A 17791-nucleotide genomic window follows, 5' to 3' on the forward strand; every position below is an offset into this window, starting at 1 on the left:
CATGGACGACATCAGGACCACCACAGCCGCCGATCACCCCGCCACTGAGGACCTCGAGACCCTGGAGACCCACGAGACGGTCGACACCGTCGTCGTCGGCGCCGGCCAGGCCGGGCTCGCCACGGCACGGGAGCTGCTCGCCCGGGGCCGGGACTGCATCGTGCTCGAGCGCAACGCCGCCGTCGGCGACGGTTGGCGCCAGCAGTACGACTCGCTCCGGCTCTACACGCCCGCGGCGCACGACGCACTGCCCGGGCTCCGGTTCCCCGGCGACCCGCGCGTCTTCCCGGGCAAGGACGACGTCGCCGCCTACCTCGCCGCGTACGCCGCACGGTTCGACCTGCCGGTGCGACTCGGCGTGCGCGTCGAGAACGTCTGTGCCGCAGGAGATTCCCAGGGCTTCGTGGTGACGACGGACCACGGCGTCATCGCGTGCCGCAACGTCGTCGTGGCCACCGGGACGTTCGGCCGGTCGCCGCACGTGCCGGCCTTCGCCGCCGACCTGGACCCCGGCATCCTCCAGCTGCACTCGAGCCAGTACCGACGCCCGTCACAGCTGCGGGAGGGGCCGGTGCTCGTCGTGGGCGCGTCGCACTCGGGGTGCGACATCGCCTACGAGCTGGCGCAGGGACGTCCGACGACGCTCGCCGGTCGCGACTGCGGGCAGCTCGGCGTCCGGTGGGACTCCCCGGCGGTCCACGCGCTCTTCCCGCTGCTGCTCTTCGCCTGGCGGCACGTGCTGACGCGGCGGACGCCGATGGGGCGCAAGGCCATGGCCGGCATCCGACACCACGGCGGCCCGATGCTGCGCGTCAAGCGCGAGGACCTCGCGGCCCGGGGCGTCGACCGGCGCCTCGACCGCGTCACCGGCGTGACGGACGGACGCCCCACCCTGGCCGACGGCTCGGTGCTCGACGTGCCGAACATCGTCTGGGCCACCGGGTTCGAGCAGCGCTTCGACTGGCTCGACCTTCCCGCCATCGGTGACGACGGCTGGCCGCGCGAGTTCCGGGGCGTGGCGCAGGACGTGCCGGGCCTCTACTTCTGCGGCCTGTCGTTCCAGTACTCGTTCGCCTCGATGGTGCTCCCGGGTGTCGGTCGCGACGCCGCGTACGTCGCCGGGCACATCGCCCGGCACCGGGCCCCGGCGCAGCGGGCGGCGTCCGGCTCAGGGGTCGCCGGCCGGGCGGCCGACCGCGTCGCGTGAGCCGGCGACGAGCCCCTGCTCGAACGCGAAGGCAGCCGCGGCCGTGCGGCTGCCGACGCCGAGCTTGCCGAAGATGTTGGACAGGTGGCGGGCGACGGTCCGCTCGCTGAGGACCAGCTCGGTCGCGATGTCGGCGTTGCTGCACCCGGCCGCGACCAGACGCAGCACCTCGACCTCCCGCCCGGTCAACCCCGCGGGCAGGGGCCGGCGGCCGGTCAGCGCATCGACCTCCTCGACGGCGGGCCGGGCTCCCAGCCGGTCGAGCACCTCGCGCGCCCCGGCGAGGCAGCGCCGCGCGGCGTCGACGTCGCCGAGGGCGAGGAGGGCGCGGCCGGTCTCGAGGTCGGCCAGGGCGGTCTCGTACGGCAGGTCGAGCGACATCGCCGACTGCCGGGCGCGACGCAGGTACGGAAGGGCACCGGACGCGTCGCGCTGCGCCAGCTGCACGCGCCCCCACGCGAGGGCGGCCCGGACCCCCAGCGCGTCGGACCCGAACGCCGTCGCCACCTCGTCGAGCTCCTGCGCCGCGGCGCGGGCGGCGTCCACGTCACCGGCAGCCACGAGCACCTCGACCACCCCGGGCAGCAAACGGCCGCGAAGGACGCTCGACCCGGGCTCCGCCAGCAGCCGCCGTGCCGTGGCGGCCGCCGCGCTTGTGTGCCCGCGGGCCGCCGCGAGCAGCGCCAGGCCCGGCTGCGCCTCGTACCCGTGCCTGCCGGCGCGGGCGTACGCCTCGTCGGCCGCCGCGAGCTCGCCGCGCAGCCGCAGCAGGTCGCCCCGCTCGCTCGACGCCTGCCCCACCGCATCGACGGCCCCGGCCGCGAGGTAACGGGTGACCGCGGCGTCGAGCTCGTCGAGCGCCTCGTCCCACGCGCCCCGGGCCCGCATGACCTGCGCGCGGTGCAGCGCGCACTGCCCGGTGAACAGGACGAGCGCGGGACGAGCCGCGCACCAGGCGGTCAGGCGCGTCGTCCACTCCGCGACGCGGAGGAGGTCGCAGACCTCCTGGCAGCCCTCGATCGCCGTGCAGTAGACGTGCCCCACGGTGACCGGCTCCCGCGCTCCGCGCTCGGCCTCGAGCATCGACTCGTCGAGCAGGGCGATGCCGTCGCGGACCCGGCCACCGTAGATCGCCATCCGGCCCTGCGCGCACAGGCCGGTGGCCACCAGGTCGGCATCGGCGCCGGCGCGACCGGCGTCGGTCACGGCCAGGGCGCACGCGAGGGCGTCGTCGAAGCGTCCGGCCTCGAGGTGGGTGAACATCCGCGCGAACGTGACCCAGCCCCGCGCGGTGTCGGCCGGCGGCAGGTCGGTCACGAGCCGCTCGGCGCGAGCCAGCCACCCGGCGGCGGCCGAGCGGCCACCGGCCGCGCGCAGCACCATCGTCACGTGGAACGCGCACATCGCCGCGGCGGCGTCCTGCCCCGCTGACAGCCGGGCCTCGTACGCAGCCGCGTACCGCTCGGACGCCTCGTCCGCCCGGCCCAGGAGGTTGGCGGCAGCAGCGGACCGCTCGAGGTCCTCCACGGACAGACCGGCGAGGTCGAGCCCGGTCCACGTGGCGTAGGCCGCCCGCCAGTCGCCGCGTTCGAACTCGGCTCTGGCGCGGAGCAGCTCGTCGACGACGCCCATGGGCCTCACCCTCCTGCCACGAAGGGTACGCCGCGGACCCCCGCGCGTGGGCTGCGTCGCGGGCCGTCCGTCAGTCGACGAGGTCGAGGGCGATGTCGACGATCGGCGAGGAGTGGGTCAGGCCGCCGACCGAGATGAAGTCGACGCCCGTCTCGGCGTACGCGCGCGCGACCTCGAGGGTCATCCCGCCCGTCGCCTCGATCTCGACCGGCTCGCCGGCCGCGCGCAGCAGCGCGACGGTCTCGGCGAGCACCGGCACGGTCATGTTGTCGCACATGACGAACCGGGCTCCGGCGTCGTAGGCCTCCCGGGCCTCGGCCGGCGTCGTGACCTCGACCTGCACGTCGACGTCGGGGAACCGCCCCCGCACCAGGGCGTACGCCGCGGCGACCGACCCGGCCGCGAGCTTGTGGTTGTCCTTGATCATCGCGACGTCGTACAGCCCCATGCGCTTGTTCGTGCCGCCGCCGCAGCGCACCGCGTACTTCTCGAGCCAGCGCAGCCCCGGCGTCGTCTTGCGGGTGTCGAGGACCATCGTCGGCGTGCCCTCGAGCGCGTCGGCCCACCGGCGCGTGTGGGTCGCGACGCCGGACAGGCGGCTGAGCACGTTGAGGACGGTCCGCTCGGCGACGAGCACCACCTGGGTCCGGCCCGTGACGCGGGCGATGACGTCACCGCGCTCGACCCGGGCCCCGTCGTCGGCGAGCACCTCGACCGCCGGCACCGGCAGCTCGAGCCGTACGGCCACCGCCGACAGGACGAGGCCGATGACCGGGACGCCGGCCACGACCCCGGGGCCGCGGGCCACGACCTCCGCGACGCGGTCCTGGTCGGCGGGGATCGTCGCCAGGGTCGTGACGTCGAGGCCCCGCGGCCCGAGGTCCTCCTCGAGGGCCACGTCGACGACTCGGCGGGCCCACTCCTCGGGGAAGCCGCTCAGGCCGCTCGGCTGCGTCGCGATGTCGTGCCGGTCGGTCACCGGTCCTCCTCGGATCGTGAGTCGCGCTGTGCCACAAGGTGGCCGGCGGGTCGGTCGGGCACGCCCGCGTCGAGGTCGAGGCCGTCGAGGCTCGCGCGCGGCACCGGGACGACGCTCGCCTCCAGACGCCCCGCGGCGCCCCGCACGAGGTGGACGTGGTGGAGGAAGCGCTCGTCGTCGCGGGTCGGGAAGTCCTCGCGCACGTGGCCGCCCCGGGTCTCCTCGCGCAGCGCAGCCGCGTGCGTCAGGGCCCGGCCGAGATGCACGAGGTTGGTCGTCTCCCAGCTCTTGGGTCCGCCCTGCCGGTCGGTGTCGCGGGCGGACCGCTCGGACACCGCGGCCAGCGCCTGCTCGGTCGCCGCGAGCGACGCCGCCGAGCGCACCGTGCCCGCCCCGGCCGTCATGGCCCGCTGCACGTCGAGCCGGCGCTTGCCCCGGACCAGCTCCGGCGCGACGGCGTCCGGCTCCTGCGCGGGCGTCGTGGGTGGCAGCTCGCCCGCGCCGAGCCGTGCGGTGAGGTCGTCGGCGATGCGCCGGGCGAAGACGAGGCCCTCGAGCAGCGAGTTGGACGCGAGCCGGTTGGCCCCGTGCACGCCGGTGCACGAGGTCTCGCCGCACGCGTAGAGACCTTCGAGGGAGGTGCGCCCGCGCAGGTCGGTGCGCACGCCGCCGGACGCGTAGTGCTGGGCCGGCGCGACCGGCAGCAGCTGCGTCGCCGGGTCGAAGCCGAGCTCCCGGCAGCGCGCGACGATCGAGGGGAACCGCTGCTCGAGGAAGGCCGCACCGAGGTGGCGGCAGTCGAGGTAGACGTGGTCGGCGTGGGTCTCTCGCATCCGCCGGATGATGGCCCGGGCGACGACGTCACGCGGCGCGAGGTCGGCCAGCGGGTGCTGGCCCTGCATGAACCGCTCGCCCGCCGCGTCGACGAGGAAGGCTCCCTCGCCGCGGACCGCCTCGGAGATGAGCGGCTGCTGGCCGCGCGAGCCCTCACCGAGCCACAGCACGGTCGGGTGGAACTGGACGAACTCGAGGTCGGCGAGGACGGCACCGGCCCGCAGCGCGGCCGCCATGCCGTCGCCCGTCGCCACGGACGGGTTGGTCGTCGAGGAGTAGATCTGACCGAGCCCACCGGTCGCGAGGACGACGGCCCGCGCGTGCGCCGCACCGACGCCGTCGACCTGGCCCTCGCCGATGACGTGCAGCGTGACGCCGCAGACGCGCCGGTCGGCGTCGGTGAGCAGGTCGACGACGAGCGCGTGCTCGATGACCTCGATGCCGGGGTCGTCACGGACGCGGTCCAGCGCGGCGATGAGGGCGCGGCTGATCTCCCGGCCGGTGGCATCACCACCCGCGTGCAGGATGCGGTCGCGGTGGTGGCCTCCCTCGCGGGTCAGGCTCAGGCCGCCCGCCTCGCCCCGGTCGAAGTCGGCCCCGAGCGCGATGAGGTCCCAGACGGCGTCGGTGCCCTCCGTGACGAGCGTGCGCACGGCGTCGACGTCGCACAGCCCGACGCCCGCCACGAGCGTGTCGTGGATGTGCTCCGCCGGGCTGTCCTCCGGCGACATCACGGCGGCGATGCCGCCCTGCGCCCAGGCCGTCGACCCCTCGTCGAGGACGGTCTTCGTCACGAGCAGGACGCGGTCGACGCGACGCCGCAGCCGCAGGGCCGTCGTGAGGCCCGCGATGCCGCTGCCGACGACGATGACGTCGGCCGTCGCCGTCCAGCCCGGCGCAGGCGCCCGGAGCCGGCGCGGGACCGTGATGCCGCTGTCGTTCATGAGCACCTTCTCGATGGGGGCGTCTCGGTGGGACCGGTGGGGACGGTGGGGTCCCGGTGGAGGTCGTGCCCCATACCGTATGCCGCGGCGTCAGAGGTGGTGGGCGTGGTTCCGCTCCGTGACCGCGGACGTCAGGAGACCGAAGCCGTCCGGCACGTCGCCGGCGTCGTGGCCGGTCCCGACGACGCGGTTGTCGCGGTCGACGAAGACGACGTTCGGCTCGAAGGCGCGCGCCTCGGCGTCGTCCATCGCGGCGTACGCGATGACGATGACGGTGTCGCCGGGCGAGATGAGCCGCGCCGCCGCGCCGTTGATGCACACGATGCCGCTGCCGCGCTCGCCCTCGATGGCGTACGTCGTGAGGCGGTTGCCGTTGTCGACGTCGACGACGTCGACCTGTTGACCGGGCCAGAGGTCCGCGGCGTCCATGAGGTCGCGGTCGATGGTGAGCGAGCCGACGTAGTGCAGGTCGGCCTGGGTCACCGTGGCACGGTGGATCTTCGAGTGGAGCATGAATCGCTGCACGGTGGATCTGTCCTCAGGAGAAGGGGATTCGACGGGGTTTGAAGGGGATGCGATGGGCTGCGGTGGGCTCGGGCTGACGGCGCCGGGGAGCGTCAGGGGTGGGAGAAGGTCTCGCGGGCGCCGCCGCCGGGGCCGACGAGCACGGGCAGGTTGTCGATGAGACGCGTCGTGCCGACCCGGCCGGCGACCGCGAGCAGGGCCTCGCCGCGGTACCACTCGGGCACGTCCTCGAGGGTGTCCGGGTGCACGAGCACGAGGTAGTCGACGAGCGCCAGCGGCTCCCGGACGAGCACCGACCGCGCCGCGCGACGGACGGCCGAGGGCCCCTCGGTGGCGGCGTCGGCTCCGGCCCGCAGCGCCGCCGAGAGGCACAGCGCGGTCTCGCGGTCCGACGGCGTCAGGTAGGTGTTGCGGCTCGACATCGCGAGCCCGTCGGCCTCGCGGACCGTCGGCACTGACACGACGTTGACGGGGAAGTCGAGGTCGCGGACCATCCGGCGGATGAGGAGCAGCTGCTGGGCGTCCTTCTGGCCGAAGTAGGCCGACGTGCAGCGGGTCAGCTGCATCAGCTTCGCGACGACGGTGAGCATGCCGTCGAAGTGCCCCGGCCGGGCCTGACCCTCGAGGACGTCACCGAGCGGCCCGGCCGAGACGCGCACGCCCGGGTCGCCGTCGGGGTAGATGACGTCGGGCGTCGGGGCGAACACGAGGTCGACCCCGGCGTCGGTGCAGATCTGCAGGTCGGTGTCGAACGTGCGCGGGTAGCGCGAGAGGTCCTCCTTGGGCCCGAACTGCAGCGGGTTGAGGAAGATCGTCACGACGACGTGGGCGTGGGTCTCGCGCGCCCGCCGGATCAGCGTCGCGTGGCCGTCGTGCAGCGCGCCCATCGTCATGACGACGGCCACGTCGCCGTCGTCGAGGCAGGCCCGGGCCTCGCGCAGCTCGTCGCGCGTCCGGGCGACGACGGGGGTCTGGGTCACGGTCGGTCCTCCTCGCGGGCCAGCAGCTGGAGCAGCGGGTCCGCGACGTCCGCCCGGAGGCGTCCGCTGAGCAGGGCCCGCTGCGCCGTCGCGCGCGCCAGCGCCAGGTAGGTCGGCCGGATGTCGGGCGCCACCGTGCGCAGCATCGCGACGTGCCCGGCCACGGTACCGGCATCTCCGCGCGCCACCGGGCCGGTGAGGGCAGCATCACCCAGCTGGAGGGTGTTGCCCAGCGCGGCCGTCAGCAGCGGCTCGAGCACCCGGGCCGGGTCCTCGATGCCGGCCTCCCCGAGCAGCTGCATCGACTGCGCCACGAGCGTGACGAGGTGGTTGGCGCCGTGGGCCAGGGCCGTGTGGTAGGTGACCCGGTCCTCCTCGGGGACCCAGAGGGGGTCACCACCCATCTCGATGACCAGGGCCTCGCCGACCGGCCGCGCGAGGTCGACGGTCGTGACCCCGAAGCAGCAGTCCTGGAGGCGCTCGAGGTCCACCTCGGTGCCGGTGAAGGTCATCACCGGGTGCAGCGCGAGGGGGACGATGTCGCTGTCGAGGGCGGCCTCGAAGACGCCGATGCCGTGGGCGCCCGAGGTGTGCACGACGAGCTGCCCGGGCGTGAAGGTGCCCGTCGCGCCGAGGCCGGCGACGAGGTCGGCGAGCGCGTCGTCGGGCACGGCCAGCACGACGAGGTGGGCTCCCGAGACGACGTCGGGGATCGGCTTGACCGGCACGCCGGGAAGCATCCGGGCCGCCCGGTCGAGGCTCGCCTCGCTGACCGCCGAGACGCCCGTGACGTGGTGACCGGCGCGCGCGAGGGCTGCGCCGAGCACGGAACCGACGCGTCCGGCCCCGACGACGCCGACGTCGAAACGGGCGGGGCGCTCGCTGGGGCTGCTCACCCGCGCACGGTATCGCCTACAGTCGGGCGCCGTGGACGTCCTTCCCTGGCGCGAGGCGTGGCACGAGGCGCTCTACGCGCCCGGGCGCGGCTTCTACGTCGCAGCGGGCGGGCCCGCGGCCCACTTCACGACGGCGGCGCACGGCGCACCCGGCGCCGTGCTGGCGCGGGCCCTCCTCGCGCTGCCGGACCACCCGGTGCGGCTCGTCGTCGACGTGGGGGCGGGACGCGGCGAGCTGGCGAGGCACCTGCGGGCCGCGCTGGACGACGGCGCCCCCGCCGGGGCGAGGTACGCGGACGGGACCGACCGCGGCGCGTCGCCTCCGAGCGAGGCCGGCGTCCGGGTGGTGGCCGTCGACGTCGTCGACCGGCCCGAGGGCCTCGACGAGCGCATCGAGTGGGTCCGCTCCCCCGGCGGCCCCGACCTGCCGGAGGCGCTCGACGGGCTCGAGGACTGCCTCGTCGTGGCGCACGAGTGGCTCGACGTCGTTCCGTGCACCGTGGCGGAGGTCGACGGCTCGGGCCTGCTGCGCGTCGTGCTCGTCGACGCGGCGACCGGTCAGGAGCAGCTCGGCGGGCCGCTCGAGGGCGCGGACCTCGCCTGGGCCCGCGACCACTGGCCGGCGTCGGCCCCCGGCGACCGCGTCGAGGTCGGCCTCGACCGTGACCGTGCGTGGGCCGGCCTCGTCCGACGCGTCCGCTCGGGCACCCTCGTCGGGGTCGACTACGGCCACACCCGCGACGTCCGGCCGGCGCACGGCACGCTCGCCGGCTACGCGTCCGGGCACCTGACGACACCGGTGCCCGACGGGTCGTGCGACCTCACCGCCCACGTCGCCGTGGACACCCTGGACGCCGACGAGACCCCGACCCAGCGCGAGGTGCTGCGCCGGCTCGGGGTCACCGCGACGGTCCCGCCGCACGCGCTCGCGCTGCAGGACCCGCTCGGCTACCTCGCCGCCCTCGAGCGCACGAGCGCGGAGGCGCGCCTCGTCGACCCGGCGGGGTTCGGCGGGTTCCGGTGGGCGGTGAAGCGGCTGCGAGGGCCCCACGTACCCTGATCGTCATGCGTCGCGTGTCGTCCCTCCTGCTCGCCCTCGGCGTCGCGCTCTCGGTCACCGTCGGGCTGCCCGCCGTGGCATCGGCCCACGACGTCCTCGAGCGCACCAACCCCTCGGACGGCGCGGTCGTCGACACGCTGCCGGGCACAGTCGAGCTCACCTTCGCCGAGGCGCCCCTCTCGGTCGGGACGCAGGTCGTCGTCACCGGCCCGAAGGGCGACATCGCCGAGGGCGCGCCGACGATCGACGGCTCGGTCGTGCGCCAGCGGCTCGCAGCGAGCGCCCCGGGCGGCGACTACACGGTGACCTACCGCGTCACGTCCGACGACGGCCACCCGGTCAGCGGCACCTTCTCCTTCCACGCCATGGTCGGCCTCGACGGCTCGACGGCTACGGCGGGGCCGAGCGTCCATGTGCGCCAGCACGACTCGACGAACGAGGAGGCCGCCCCGTCCACCTTCGTGCCGGTGCTCCTGACCATCGTCGGCACCGCCGTCCTGCTCGCGCTCGGCGGCTTCCTGGTCGTGCGCACCCGCACCTCGAAGCGGCCCTGACGAGGCCTCAGCGGTCGTCGTCGAGCGCGTCGACCTGCGAGTCGACGCGCTCGACGACGAGGCGCTCGTAGCCGCGGAGCACGAAGGTGGGACGTCGCTGCGCCTCGACGACGCGAACCGCACCGAGGCGCCGCAGCAGCGCCCGGACGGAGATCTGCAACTCCATCCGGGCCAGCGGCGCGCCGAGGCAGAAGTGGATGCCGGCCCCGAAGGCCAGGTGCGGGTTGGGGTCGCGCCCGGCGTCGAAGCGGTCCGGGTCCGGGAAGACGGCGGGGTCGCGGTTGGCGGCGCCGAGCAGGGCGGCGACCTTCTGGCCCTCGCGGACCGTGACACCGTGCAGCTCGACGTCGGTCGTCGCGGTGCGCTCGAACAGGTGCAGCGGCGAGTCGTGCCGGAGCATCTCCTCGACGAGGCGCGCGACCGCTGCGTCGTCGTCCAGCGAGCCGAGGACCGCCTGCAGCTGTGCCTGGTCCGACAGCAGGGACGCGAGGCCGTTGCCGAACCCGTTGACGCTGGCCTCGTGGCCGGCGTTGAGCAGCAGGACGACGGTGGCGACGAGCTCGCGGCGCGAGAGCCGGTCCCCGCCGTCGCGCTCCTCGACGAGGGCGGTGAGCAGGTCGTCGCCCCGGTTCTCGACGCGCTCGGCCGCGAGCGCCTCGACGTACCCGGCGAACTCGGCACAGGCCCGCTGCGCCTCCAGCTGCGCGTCGGCGGACGGCGCCACCTCGTACATCCGGACGATGGCCTGGCTCCAGTCGCGCAAGCGCTTCCAGTCGGACGCGGGCGCGCCCAGCAGCTCGCAGATGACGCGGACGGGCAGGGGCTCGGCGTAGGTCTCGATGACGTCGACCTCGTCGCCGTCGAGGCGCGCAAGGGCCTCGGACAGCAGCTCGTCGGCGATCTGCTCCACGCGCGGCCGGAGCCGTTCGATGTGCCCGCGGTTGAAGGCGCCGGCGACGAGGCGGCGCAGCCGGGTGTGCTTGGGCGGCTCGGAGTCCAGGATCGAGTCGGCGTGCAGCCAGTCGAACACGGTCCAGGGGTCGTCCTCGGAGGTGGCCCGAGGCCGGAAGATGCGGCCGAGCCGTCGGTCCCGCAGCACGTCGTTGGCCGCGGCGTGCGTCGTCGTGAGCCACAGGCCGAGCCCCTCGTGCCAGACGATGGGCGCCACCTGCCGCATGACGGCGAGGTCGCCGTACGGGTCGGCCACGAAGGCCGCCGCGGACAGGTCGACGGCGGCCGGTGCGGTCGGCACGGCGGAACGACGTCCGGCGGGGTCGGGGACGCCGGAGGCGGTGCCGTCGGCAGCGGTGTCGGGTTCTGGCTGGCTCACGAACCCACTGTGCCCGACCCGGGTGCGCCACGGCAGCCCCGGGGTCGCGACGTGACGACCGGCGCGGCACGGCATACTCGAGCACATGCCCCCCGCGTCCGAGGTCCCCGGCACGACCGCGGCTCCGGCACGCCGCCAGGCCCTGACCGTGGGGGTCGGGGCCGGCGGCCTCGCGACCGCCGACATGGTGCTCAACATCGGCCCGCAGCACCCCGCGACCCACGGCGTCCTGCGGCTGCGCATCGTCGTCGACGGCGAGCGCATCGTCACGGCGGAGCCGGTGATCGGGTACATGCACCGGGGCGCCGAGAAGCTCTTCGAGGTGCGGGACTACCGCCAGATCATCGTGCTGGCCAACCGCCACGACTGGCTGTCGGCCTTCTCGAACGAGCTCGGGGTCGTCCTCGGGGTCGAGCACATGCTCGGCATGGAGGTCCCCGAGCGGGCCGTCTGGGCTCGCACCCTGCTCGCCGAGCTCAACCGCGTGCTCAACCACCTGATGTTCCTCGGCTCCTACCCCCTCGAGCTCGGCGCCATCACGCCGGTCTTCCACGCGTTCCGTGAGCGCGAGGAGCTCCAGGCGGTCATGGAGGAGGTGTCGGGGGGCCGGATGCACTACATGTTCAACCGCGTCGGCGGCCTCAAGGAGGACCTCCCCGCGGGGTGGCTCGGGCGCGCGGGCAAGGCGGTCGAGAACGTCCGCCGGCGGCTGCCCGCGCTCGAGCGGCTCGTCGTCGGCAACGAGATCCTCGAGGGTCGCACCCGCGGGGTCGGCGTCCTGCCGCGAGAGACCGCCCTGGCCTACGGCGTCTCGGGTCCCATCGCCCGGGCGAGCGGCGTCGACGTCGACCTGCGCCGGGACACCCCGTACCTCGCGTACGGCGAGCTCTTCGCGAAGGGCGGTCCCGGACGCGTCGTGACCCGCAGGGCGGGCGACTGCCTGGCCCGCCTCGAGGTGCTGCTCGAGCAGGTCCACGTGTCGCTCGACCTCGCCGAGGCCTGCCTCGACCGGCTCGTCGGCCTGCCGCAGGGCCCCGTGAACGTCAAGCTGCCCAAGGTGCTCAAGGTGCCCGAGGGGCAGCTGTACTGCGCCACCGAGAACCCCCTCGGTTTCAACGGCTACTACCTCGTGTCCCGCGGCGAGAAGACCCCGTGGCGGCTCAAGCTGCGGTCGGCCTCGTTCAACAACATCTCCGTGCTGAGCGAGATGCTCCCGGGCCAGCTCATCGCCGACATGGTCGCCATCCTCGGCTCGATGTTCTTCGTCGTCGGCGACGTCGACAAGTGAGGCTGCGGATGCTGCGGTCGACCTCGTGGCGCGGCGCGTCGCGGGCGACCTGGCTGCGCGCGGCCGCGGTCGCCGTCATCACGGCGTCGGTGACCCTCGCCGCCGCGTGCTCCGACGAGGACACCGTCGACACCATCCCCCCGCCGTGGCCGGCGCGCACGACGACACCCGACGGCCCGGCCGGCCCACCGCGTCAGACCGGAACGACCTCGACGACGACGCCGGTGTCCCCGACCACGACGCCGACCACGACGCCGACCACGACGCCGACCACCACGTCGACCACGACCGGCCCGCCGGTCCTGTCGACGCCCCGCTGACGCCCGCGGCGCCGGGACCCGACCCACGCCGCTGCGACGGCTCGACGACGGTCGCCGCGGGGCTCAGCCTGCGCCTTCCACCAGGGGGGTACCTCAAGGGTGTACCGCTGGTCCCCCGGCGCCTACGTCACTGCTCACTCTGAGTGAGCAGTGACGTAGCCGATCGGGGCCCAGCGGGTCCGGTCGGCGGATGGGCCGAGTGGTGCCCGTGGCCAGGGGGTGGAGGGGCGGAGGGGCCCTGCGGGTTCTCGGCTGCCACCCGTTGCGGGCGCATCGGGCGCCGTCAGGCGCCGTCGCGTCCGTTGCGGGGCTCGTCCTCGTCGTCGGTCGGGCGCAGGCGGCACCAGCGCTGCACGAGCATGCCGGCCGCCGACAGCAGGAGGGCGACCACGGCATGGGCCACGAACGGCCAGATGCGGTCGCGCTGGGACTGGACGTCGGCGTCGGGCAGCAGCACGAGGACGTTCGCGGCGTACCAGCCGACGAGGGCGGCGCCGGTGAGCGCGCCCGCCTGGCCGAGCACGAGGGTGCGGGCCGCGCGCAGCGGCGTGACGTGCGGCTGGTCGAGACCGTCGCGCACCTTGCGGACCTGCCAGCCTGCCACCACGAGGCCGCCGCCGAGGAAGAGCATCGCGACGAGGCCGAGCCAGCCGGGGTCGGGCAGGCCGTGACCGCCGCCGGCCACCGAACGAAGCACGACCCAGGCGAGCACGGTGACCACGAGCCCGGTCAGCACCAGGGCCGTGACGCGGATGCCGGCGTGCGGTCTCACTGCTGCTCCCATCCGGGGCCGGGGCGCACGCCGGAGCGGTCGAGGTCGCAGAGGAGCTCCTCGACGCGGCGGATGCCGGCCGTGCCCTCGCCGACCCGCAGGGTCGCGCGCGGGTCGGCATCGAGCCACGGCACGAGGACGAACGCCCGCTCGCGCGCGCGAGGGTGCGGCAGCGTCAGCTCCGGGTCGTCGCTGACGACCTCGTGATGACCCCCCGGGCGGCCGTACTGGATGAGGTCGAGGTCGAGCGTCCTTGCGCCCCAACGGACCTCACGCGTGCGTCCGTGCTCGGCCTCGATGCGGTGCAGCTCGGCGAGCAGGTCGGCCGGGTGCAGCAGCGAGCGCCCCACCACGACTGCGTTGAGGTACTCGGGCTGCTCGGGGCCGCCGACCGGGTCCGTGGCGACGATGTCGGAGATGCCGGTCAGCGTCAGCCCGGGCAGGGCGGTCAGGGCCACCATCGCGTCCGTCAGCGTCTGGCCGCGGTCCCCGAGGTTGGTGCCGAGCGCGACGACGACGTGCGCGGCGTTGCTGCGCTCGACGCGCACCTGGACGTCGGTGAAGGGGTGCCCCACCGGCGCCTCCGGCTTGTGCACGACGACCTCGACGACCTCGACGAGGTCGTGGCGCAGCACGTCGTCGGCGATCACCTCGGCGAGCCGCTCGATGAGGTCGAACGACGGGCCGGTGACCCGGGCCACGACGTCGCCGGCCACCTCCGCGTAGTTGACCGTGGCCACGAGCGCGTCGGTGCGTCCGGCCGGCTCGAGGTCGAGCGTCATGGTGACGTCGACGACGAAGGTCTGCCCGTCTCGCTTCTCGGCAGCGAGCACTCCGTGGTGGCCGCGGGCGGTGACACCCTGCAGCACGATGCGGTCAGGCATCAGTCGAGCTCCTCGATGAGGTCGTCACCGGCATGGTCGAGCGCCGCCTGCACGACGGCGAGGGCCCGGACGGTGGAGGCGACGTCGTGGACCCGGACGCACCACAGCCCGGCCATGGCGGCCATGACGGAGGTGGCCGTCGTCTCGAGGTCACGCTCGGCGGCCGGGCGCGGTGGGGCGTCGACATCGCGACCGAGCCGGCCGAGGAACGTCTTGCGGGAGGCACCGAGCAGCACCGGGTGCCCGAGCCCGTGGAGCACCGGCAGCGCCGCCATGAGCGCCCAGTTGTGTTCGGCGGTCTTGGCGAAGCCGAGCCCGGGGTCGAGCACGAGCCTCTCCGGCGCGATGCCCGCCCCGAGCAGGTCGTCGCGTCGGGCCGACAGCTCGTCGAGCACCTCGCCGACGACGTTGCCGTAGACCGCCCGGGACTGCATCTGCGTGCTGTGGCCGCGCCAGTGCATCGCGACGAACGGCCGGCCCATGGCGGCCACCAGCGGCACCATGTCCGGGTCGGCGAGGCCGCCGGACACGTCGTTGACGAGCGCAGCACCGGCCTCGAGCGCCGCCGCGGCCACCTCGGCGCGCATCGTGTCGACGGACACGACGGCGCCCTGCCCGCTCAGGGCCTGCACGACGGGCACGACGCGGCGCATCTCCTCCGCCATCGACGGACGCTCGGCCCCGGGGCGCGTCGACTCGCCGCCGACGTCGACGACGTCGGCGCCCGCAGCGAGGACCTCCAGGCCGTGGGCGACGGCGGCCTCCGGCTCGAACCACTCGCCGCCGTCGGAGAAGGAGTCCGGCGTGACGTTGACGACGCCCATGACGAGCGTGCGGTCGGTGACCTGCAGCAGCTCCTCGATGCCGGTGGCCGTCACTTGTTGCCCTCGAGCATGAGCGCCATGGCCTCCGCTCGAGTGGCGGGGTCACGCAGCTGGCCTCGCACGGCCGAGGTAATGGTCGAGGCGCCCGGCTTGCGGATGCCGCGCATCGACATGCACAGGTGCTCGGCCTGGATCACGACGATGACGCCGCGCACCGACAGGTGGTCGACGAGCGCGTCGGCGATCTGCGAGGTCAGCCGCTCCTGCACCTGCGGCCGCCGCGCGAACACCTCGACGAGCCGCGCGAGCTTGGACAGGCCCGTGACGCGGCCGTCCTTGTCCGGGATGTACCCGACGTGCGCGACGCCGTGGAACGGCACGAGGTGGTGCTCGCACGTGCTGTAGAGCTCGATGTCGCGGACAATGACGAGCTCCTCGTGGTCGATGGAGAACGTCGTGCTGAGGACCTCCGCGGCCGTCTTGTCGATGCCGGCGAAGATCTCGGCGTACGCCCGTGCCACGCGGGCCGGGGTGTCCCTCAGCCCTTCCCTCTCCGGGTCCTCACCGACGGCGAGCAGCAGCTCGCGGACCGCCGCCTCGGCGCGTGCGTGGTCGACCGCCACCCGTCAGCCCTTCTCGCTGGGGTTGACCGGACGGTCGTCCGGCACCTCGATGACCTCCTGGGCCGGGTGCTCCTCGGCGAGGGGGTGAGCACCGACGGACGCGGCCTCGTCGATCTTCTCCTCCAGCTCGCGGTCGGGTGCGACCGGCGGCGGCAGGTGGCCGTTCTGCCCCGAGCCGTTCTGCGCTGCCGCGATCTCGGCCGGCGTCAGGACCGGCGGCCGGTCGCCCGGCACGCGCGTCTGCGAGGACAGCCACGTCGGGCGCTCCGGCAGCCGCACGACGTTGCCGAAGACCTGAGCGAGCTCGGCCTGGTTGAGCGTCTCCTTCTCCAGCAGCTCGAGGACGAGGTGGTCGAGGATGTCGCGGTTGGTGTTGATCGCCTCGTACGCCTCGTCGTGGGCGGCCTCGATGAGCTTGCGGACCTCTTCGTCGACGACGCTCGCGACGCGCTCGGAGTAGTCGCGCTCGTGGCCCATGTCGCGGCCGAGGAAGACCTCGCCGTTGGACTGGCCGAGCTTGATGGCGCCGATGCGCTCGCTCATGCCGAACTCGGTGATCATCTTGCGGGCCATGCCGGTGGCCTTCTCGATGTCGTTGCTGGCACCGGTGGTCGGCTCGTGGAAGACGATCTCCTCGGCGACGCGTCCGCCGAGGGCGTACGAGAGCTGGTCGAGGATCTCGTTGCGCGTCGTCGAGTACTTGTCGTCGACGGGCATGACCATCGTGTAGCCGAGCGCGCGGCCGCGCGGCAGGATCGTCACCTTGGTCACCGGGTCGGTGTGGTTGAGCGCCGCCGCGACAAGGGCGTGGCCGCCCTCGTGGTAGGCCGTGATCTTGCGCTCCTTGGCCGACATGATGCGGGTGCGCTTCTGCGGGCCGGCGATGACGCGGTCGATCGCCTCGTCGAGCGCCACGTTGTCGATGACCTTCCGGTCGCTGCGCGCGGTGAGGAGCGCCGCCTCGTTGAGGACGTTGGCGAGGTCGGCACCGGTGAAGCCGGGCGTGCGGCGGGCAACGGCGAGCAGGTCGACGTCGGGGGCCATCGGCTTGCCCTGGGCGTGCACCTGGAGGATGCGGTGTCGGCCGAGCATGTCGGGCGCCTCCACCGCGATCTGCCGGTCGAAGCGTCCGGGGCGCAGCAGGGCGGGGTCGAGGATGTCGGGGCGGTTGGTCGCGGCGATGAGGATGACGTTGGTCTTGACGTCGAAGCCGTCCATCTCGACGAGCAGCTGGTTGAGGGTCTGCTCGCGCTCGTCGTGGCCACCGCCGAGGCCGGCACCACGGTGGCGTCCGACGGCGTCGATCTCGTCGACGAACACGATCGCCGGGGCGTTCGCCTTGGCCTGCTCGAAGAGGTCGCGGACGCGGCTCGCGCCGACACCGACGAACATCTCGACGAAGTCCGAGCCGGAGATCGAGTAGAAGGGTACCCCCGCCTCGCCGGCGACGGCCCGCGCGAGGAGCGTCTTGCCGGTACCGGGCTGGCCGTAGAGCAGCACGCCCTTGGGGATCTTCGCCCCGACGGCGAGGAACTTCGCCGGCTCCTGGAGGAACTCCTTGATCTCCTGGAGCTCCTCGATGGCCTCGTCGCAGCCGGCGACGTCGGCGAAGGTGACCTTCGGGGTGTCCTTGCTCGCGAGCTTGGCCCGCGACTTGCCGAACTGCATGACGCGGTTGCCGCCGCCCTGCATCTGGCCCATGAGGAACCAGAAGATCGCGAGGATGACGATGATCGGCAGGATCGAGAACAGCAGCGAGCCGAACCAGCTCTGCTGCTCGATGTAGTCGTCGACGCCGTTGGCCGGCTGCTTGGCGTCGAGGGCCTGCACGACCTGGTCGGCACGCGCGTCGACGTAGTAGGCGTAGACCGACTTGGCGTCCTTGACCGCGCCGTCGGGCGACGTGTACGGCTTGGAGAGCGTCAGCTCCATCCGCTCGTTGTTGATCAGCTTGGCCGACGTGACGTTGCCGCTCGTGATCTGCTTCATCGCCTCGGAGGTGTCGATCCGCGGCGGGCCGGACTGGGAGAACATCATCCCGAAGACGAGCGCGCTGATGAGGACCAAGATCCACAGCAGTGGGGTGCGCAGTATCCGCTTAGCGTCCATGTACGTGCGGGGCGGGCAGCCCCGGTCCTC

General features: G+C 73.9%; 17 protein-coding genes. 5 read left to right on the forward strand and 12 right to left on the reverse strand.

The window, feature by feature from the left end; translation table 11 throughout:
* Nucleotide 1: 1 nt before the first annotated feature.
* Complete coding sequence (locus AC1VM9_RS02305) at nt 2-1207, forward strand: flavin-containing monooxygenase (protein ID WP_483120943.1); 1206 nt, start codon at nt 2-4, stop codon at nt 1205-1207.
* Here the strand turns inward: AC1VM9_RS02305 and AC1VM9_RS02310 are convergent.
* The 6 genes from AC1VM9_RS02310 to AC1VM9_RS02335 all read right to left on the reverse strand — a co-directional run bounded on the left by AC1VM9_RS02310 (nt 1169) and on the right by AC1VM9_RS02335 (nt 7997).
* Entirely contained in the window at nt 1169-2839 is a 1671-nt protein-coding gene (locus tag AC1VM9_RS02310) for a LuxR C-terminal-related transcriptional regulator (RefSeq protein ID WP_483120945.1), read from the reverse strand. The genes AC1VM9_RS02305 and AC1VM9_RS02310 overlap by 39 nt on opposite strands.
* A 70-nt stretch (nt 2840-2909) precedes the next feature.
* On the reverse strand, nt 2910-3818 hold the full coding sequence (gene nadC / locus AC1VM9_RS02315) for a carboxylating nicotinate-nucleotide diphosphorylase (protein ID WP_483120947.1): 909 nt from the start codon (nt 3816-3818) through the stop codon (nt 2910-2912).
* Nucleotides 3815-5596: an L-aspartate oxidase gene (locus AC1VM9_RS02320; RefSeq protein ID WP_481340338.1), complete on the reverse strand. Its 1782-nt coding sequence runs from the start codon at nt 5594-5596 to the stop codon at nt 3815-3817. The genes nadC and AC1VM9_RS02320 overlap by 4 nt, the downstream gene beginning before the upstream one ends.
* Nucleotides 5597-5686: 90 nt before the next feature.
* Nucleotides 5687-6109: an aspartate 1-decarboxylase gene (gene panD / locus AC1VM9_RS02325; protein ID WP_481340336.1), complete on the reverse strand. Its 423-nt coding sequence runs from the start codon at nt 6107-6109 to the stop codon at nt 5687-5689.
* Between the two features lie 104 nt (nt 6110-6213).
* Nucleotides 6214-7101 (reverse strand): pantoate--beta-alanine ligase, encoded by an 888-nt coding sequence (gene panC / locus AC1VM9_RS02330; protein WP_481340334.1) that lies wholly within the window; start codon nt 7099-7101, stop codon nt 6214-6216.
* The gene (locus tag AC1VM9_RS02335) at nt 7098-7997 is read right to left on the reverse strand and encodes a Rossmann-like and DUF2520 domain-containing protein (RefSeq protein WP_483120950.1); all 900 of its coding nucleotides are present in this window, start codon (nt 7995-7997) and stop codon (nt 7098-7100) included. Before AC1VM9_RS02335 ends, panC begins: the two co-directional genes overlap by 4 nt.
* Before the next feature lie 31 nt (nt 7998-8028).
* Here AC1VM9_RS02335 and AC1VM9_RS02340 point away from each other — a divergent pair, with 31 nt between their 5' ends.
* Nucleotides 8029-9057 carry an SAM-dependent methyltransferase gene (locus AC1VM9_RS02340; RefSeq protein ID WP_483120952.1) on the forward strand — a complete coding sequence of 343 codons (1029 nt, stop codon included), beginning with the start codon at nt 8029-8031 and terminating at the stop codon, nt 9055-9057.
* Nucleotides 9058-9062: 5 nt separating this feature from the next.
* Nucleotides 9063-9611: a copper resistance CopC family protein gene (locus AC1VM9_RS02345; protein WP_483120955.1), complete on the forward strand. Its 549-nt coding sequence runs from the start codon at nt 9063-9065 to the stop codon at nt 9609-9611.
* Nucleotides 9612-9618: 7 nt separating this feature from the next.
* Here the strand turns inward: AC1VM9_RS02345 and AC1VM9_RS02350 are convergent, their stop codons facing one another.
* The gene (locus AC1VM9_RS02350; protein ID WP_483120957.1) at nt 9619-10941 is read right to left on the reverse strand and encodes a cytochrome P450; all 1323 of its coding nucleotides are present in this window, start codon (nt 10939-10941) and stop codon (nt 9619-9621) included.
* 85 nt (nt 10942-11026) lie between these two features.
* Here AC1VM9_RS02350 and AC1VM9_RS02355 point away from each other — a divergent pair, with 85 nt between their 5' ends.
* Both AC1VM9_RS02355 and AC1VM9_RS02360 read left to right on the forward strand, forming a co-directional pair.
* Nucleotides 11027-12229: an NADH-quinone oxidoreductase subunit D gene (locus tag AC1VM9_RS02355; RefSeq protein ID WP_481340323.1), complete on the forward strand. Its 1203-nt coding sequence runs from the start codon at nt 11027-11029 to the stop codon at nt 12227-12229.
* Between the two features lie 8 nt (nt 12230-12237).
* Entirely contained in the window at nt 12238-12549 is a 312-nt protein-coding gene (locus tag AC1VM9_RS02360) for a hypothetical protein (protein ID WP_483120959.1), read from the forward strand.
* 283 nt (nt 12550-12832) lie between these two features.
* Here the strand turns inward: AC1VM9_RS02360 and AC1VM9_RS02365 are convergent, their stop codons facing one another.
* From AC1VM9_RS02365 to ftsH, 5 genes are read right to left on the reverse strand one after another with little or no spacing between them, the layout of a single operon-like run.
* On the reverse strand, nt 12833-13321 hold the full coding sequence (locus tag AC1VM9_RS02365) for a DUF3180 domain-containing protein (protein ID WP_481345756.1): 489 nt from the start codon (nt 13319-13321) through the stop codon (nt 12833-12835).
* The gene (gene folK / locus AC1VM9_RS02370; protein WP_481340317.1) at nt 13318-14205 is read right to left on the reverse strand and encodes a 2-amino-4-hydroxy-6-hydroxymethyldihydropteridine diphosphokinase; all 888 of its coding nucleotides are present in this window, start codon (nt 14203-14205) and stop codon (nt 13318-13320) included. Before folK ends, AC1VM9_RS02365 begins: the two co-directional genes overlap by 4 nt.
* Nucleotides 14205-15029, reverse strand: coding sequence for a dihydropteroate synthase (gene folP / locus AC1VM9_RS02375; protein ID WP_483123950.1), 825 nt, complete (start codon nt 15027-15029; stop codon nt 14205-14207). The genes folK and folP overlap by 1 nt, the downstream gene beginning before the upstream one ends.
* Nucleotides 15030-15079: 50 nt before the next feature.
* The gene (gene folE / locus AC1VM9_RS02380) at nt 15080-15652 is read right to left on the reverse strand and encodes a GTP cyclohydrolase I FolE (protein WP_481340315.1); all 573 of its coding nucleotides are present in this window, start codon (nt 15650-15652) and stop codon (nt 15080-15082) included.
* A gap of 3 nt (nt 15653-15655) precedes the next feature.
* A complete protein-coding gene (gene ftsH / locus AC1VM9_RS02385) occupies nt 15656-17761 on the reverse strand; it encodes an ATP-dependent zinc metalloprotease FtsH (RefSeq protein WP_483123951.1) in 2106 nt (701 codons plus the stop codon).
* Between the last annotated feature and the right edge of the window lie 30 nt (nt 17762-17791).

The sequence above is a fragment of the Monashia sp. HAY1-11D genome (assembly GCF_056868035.1).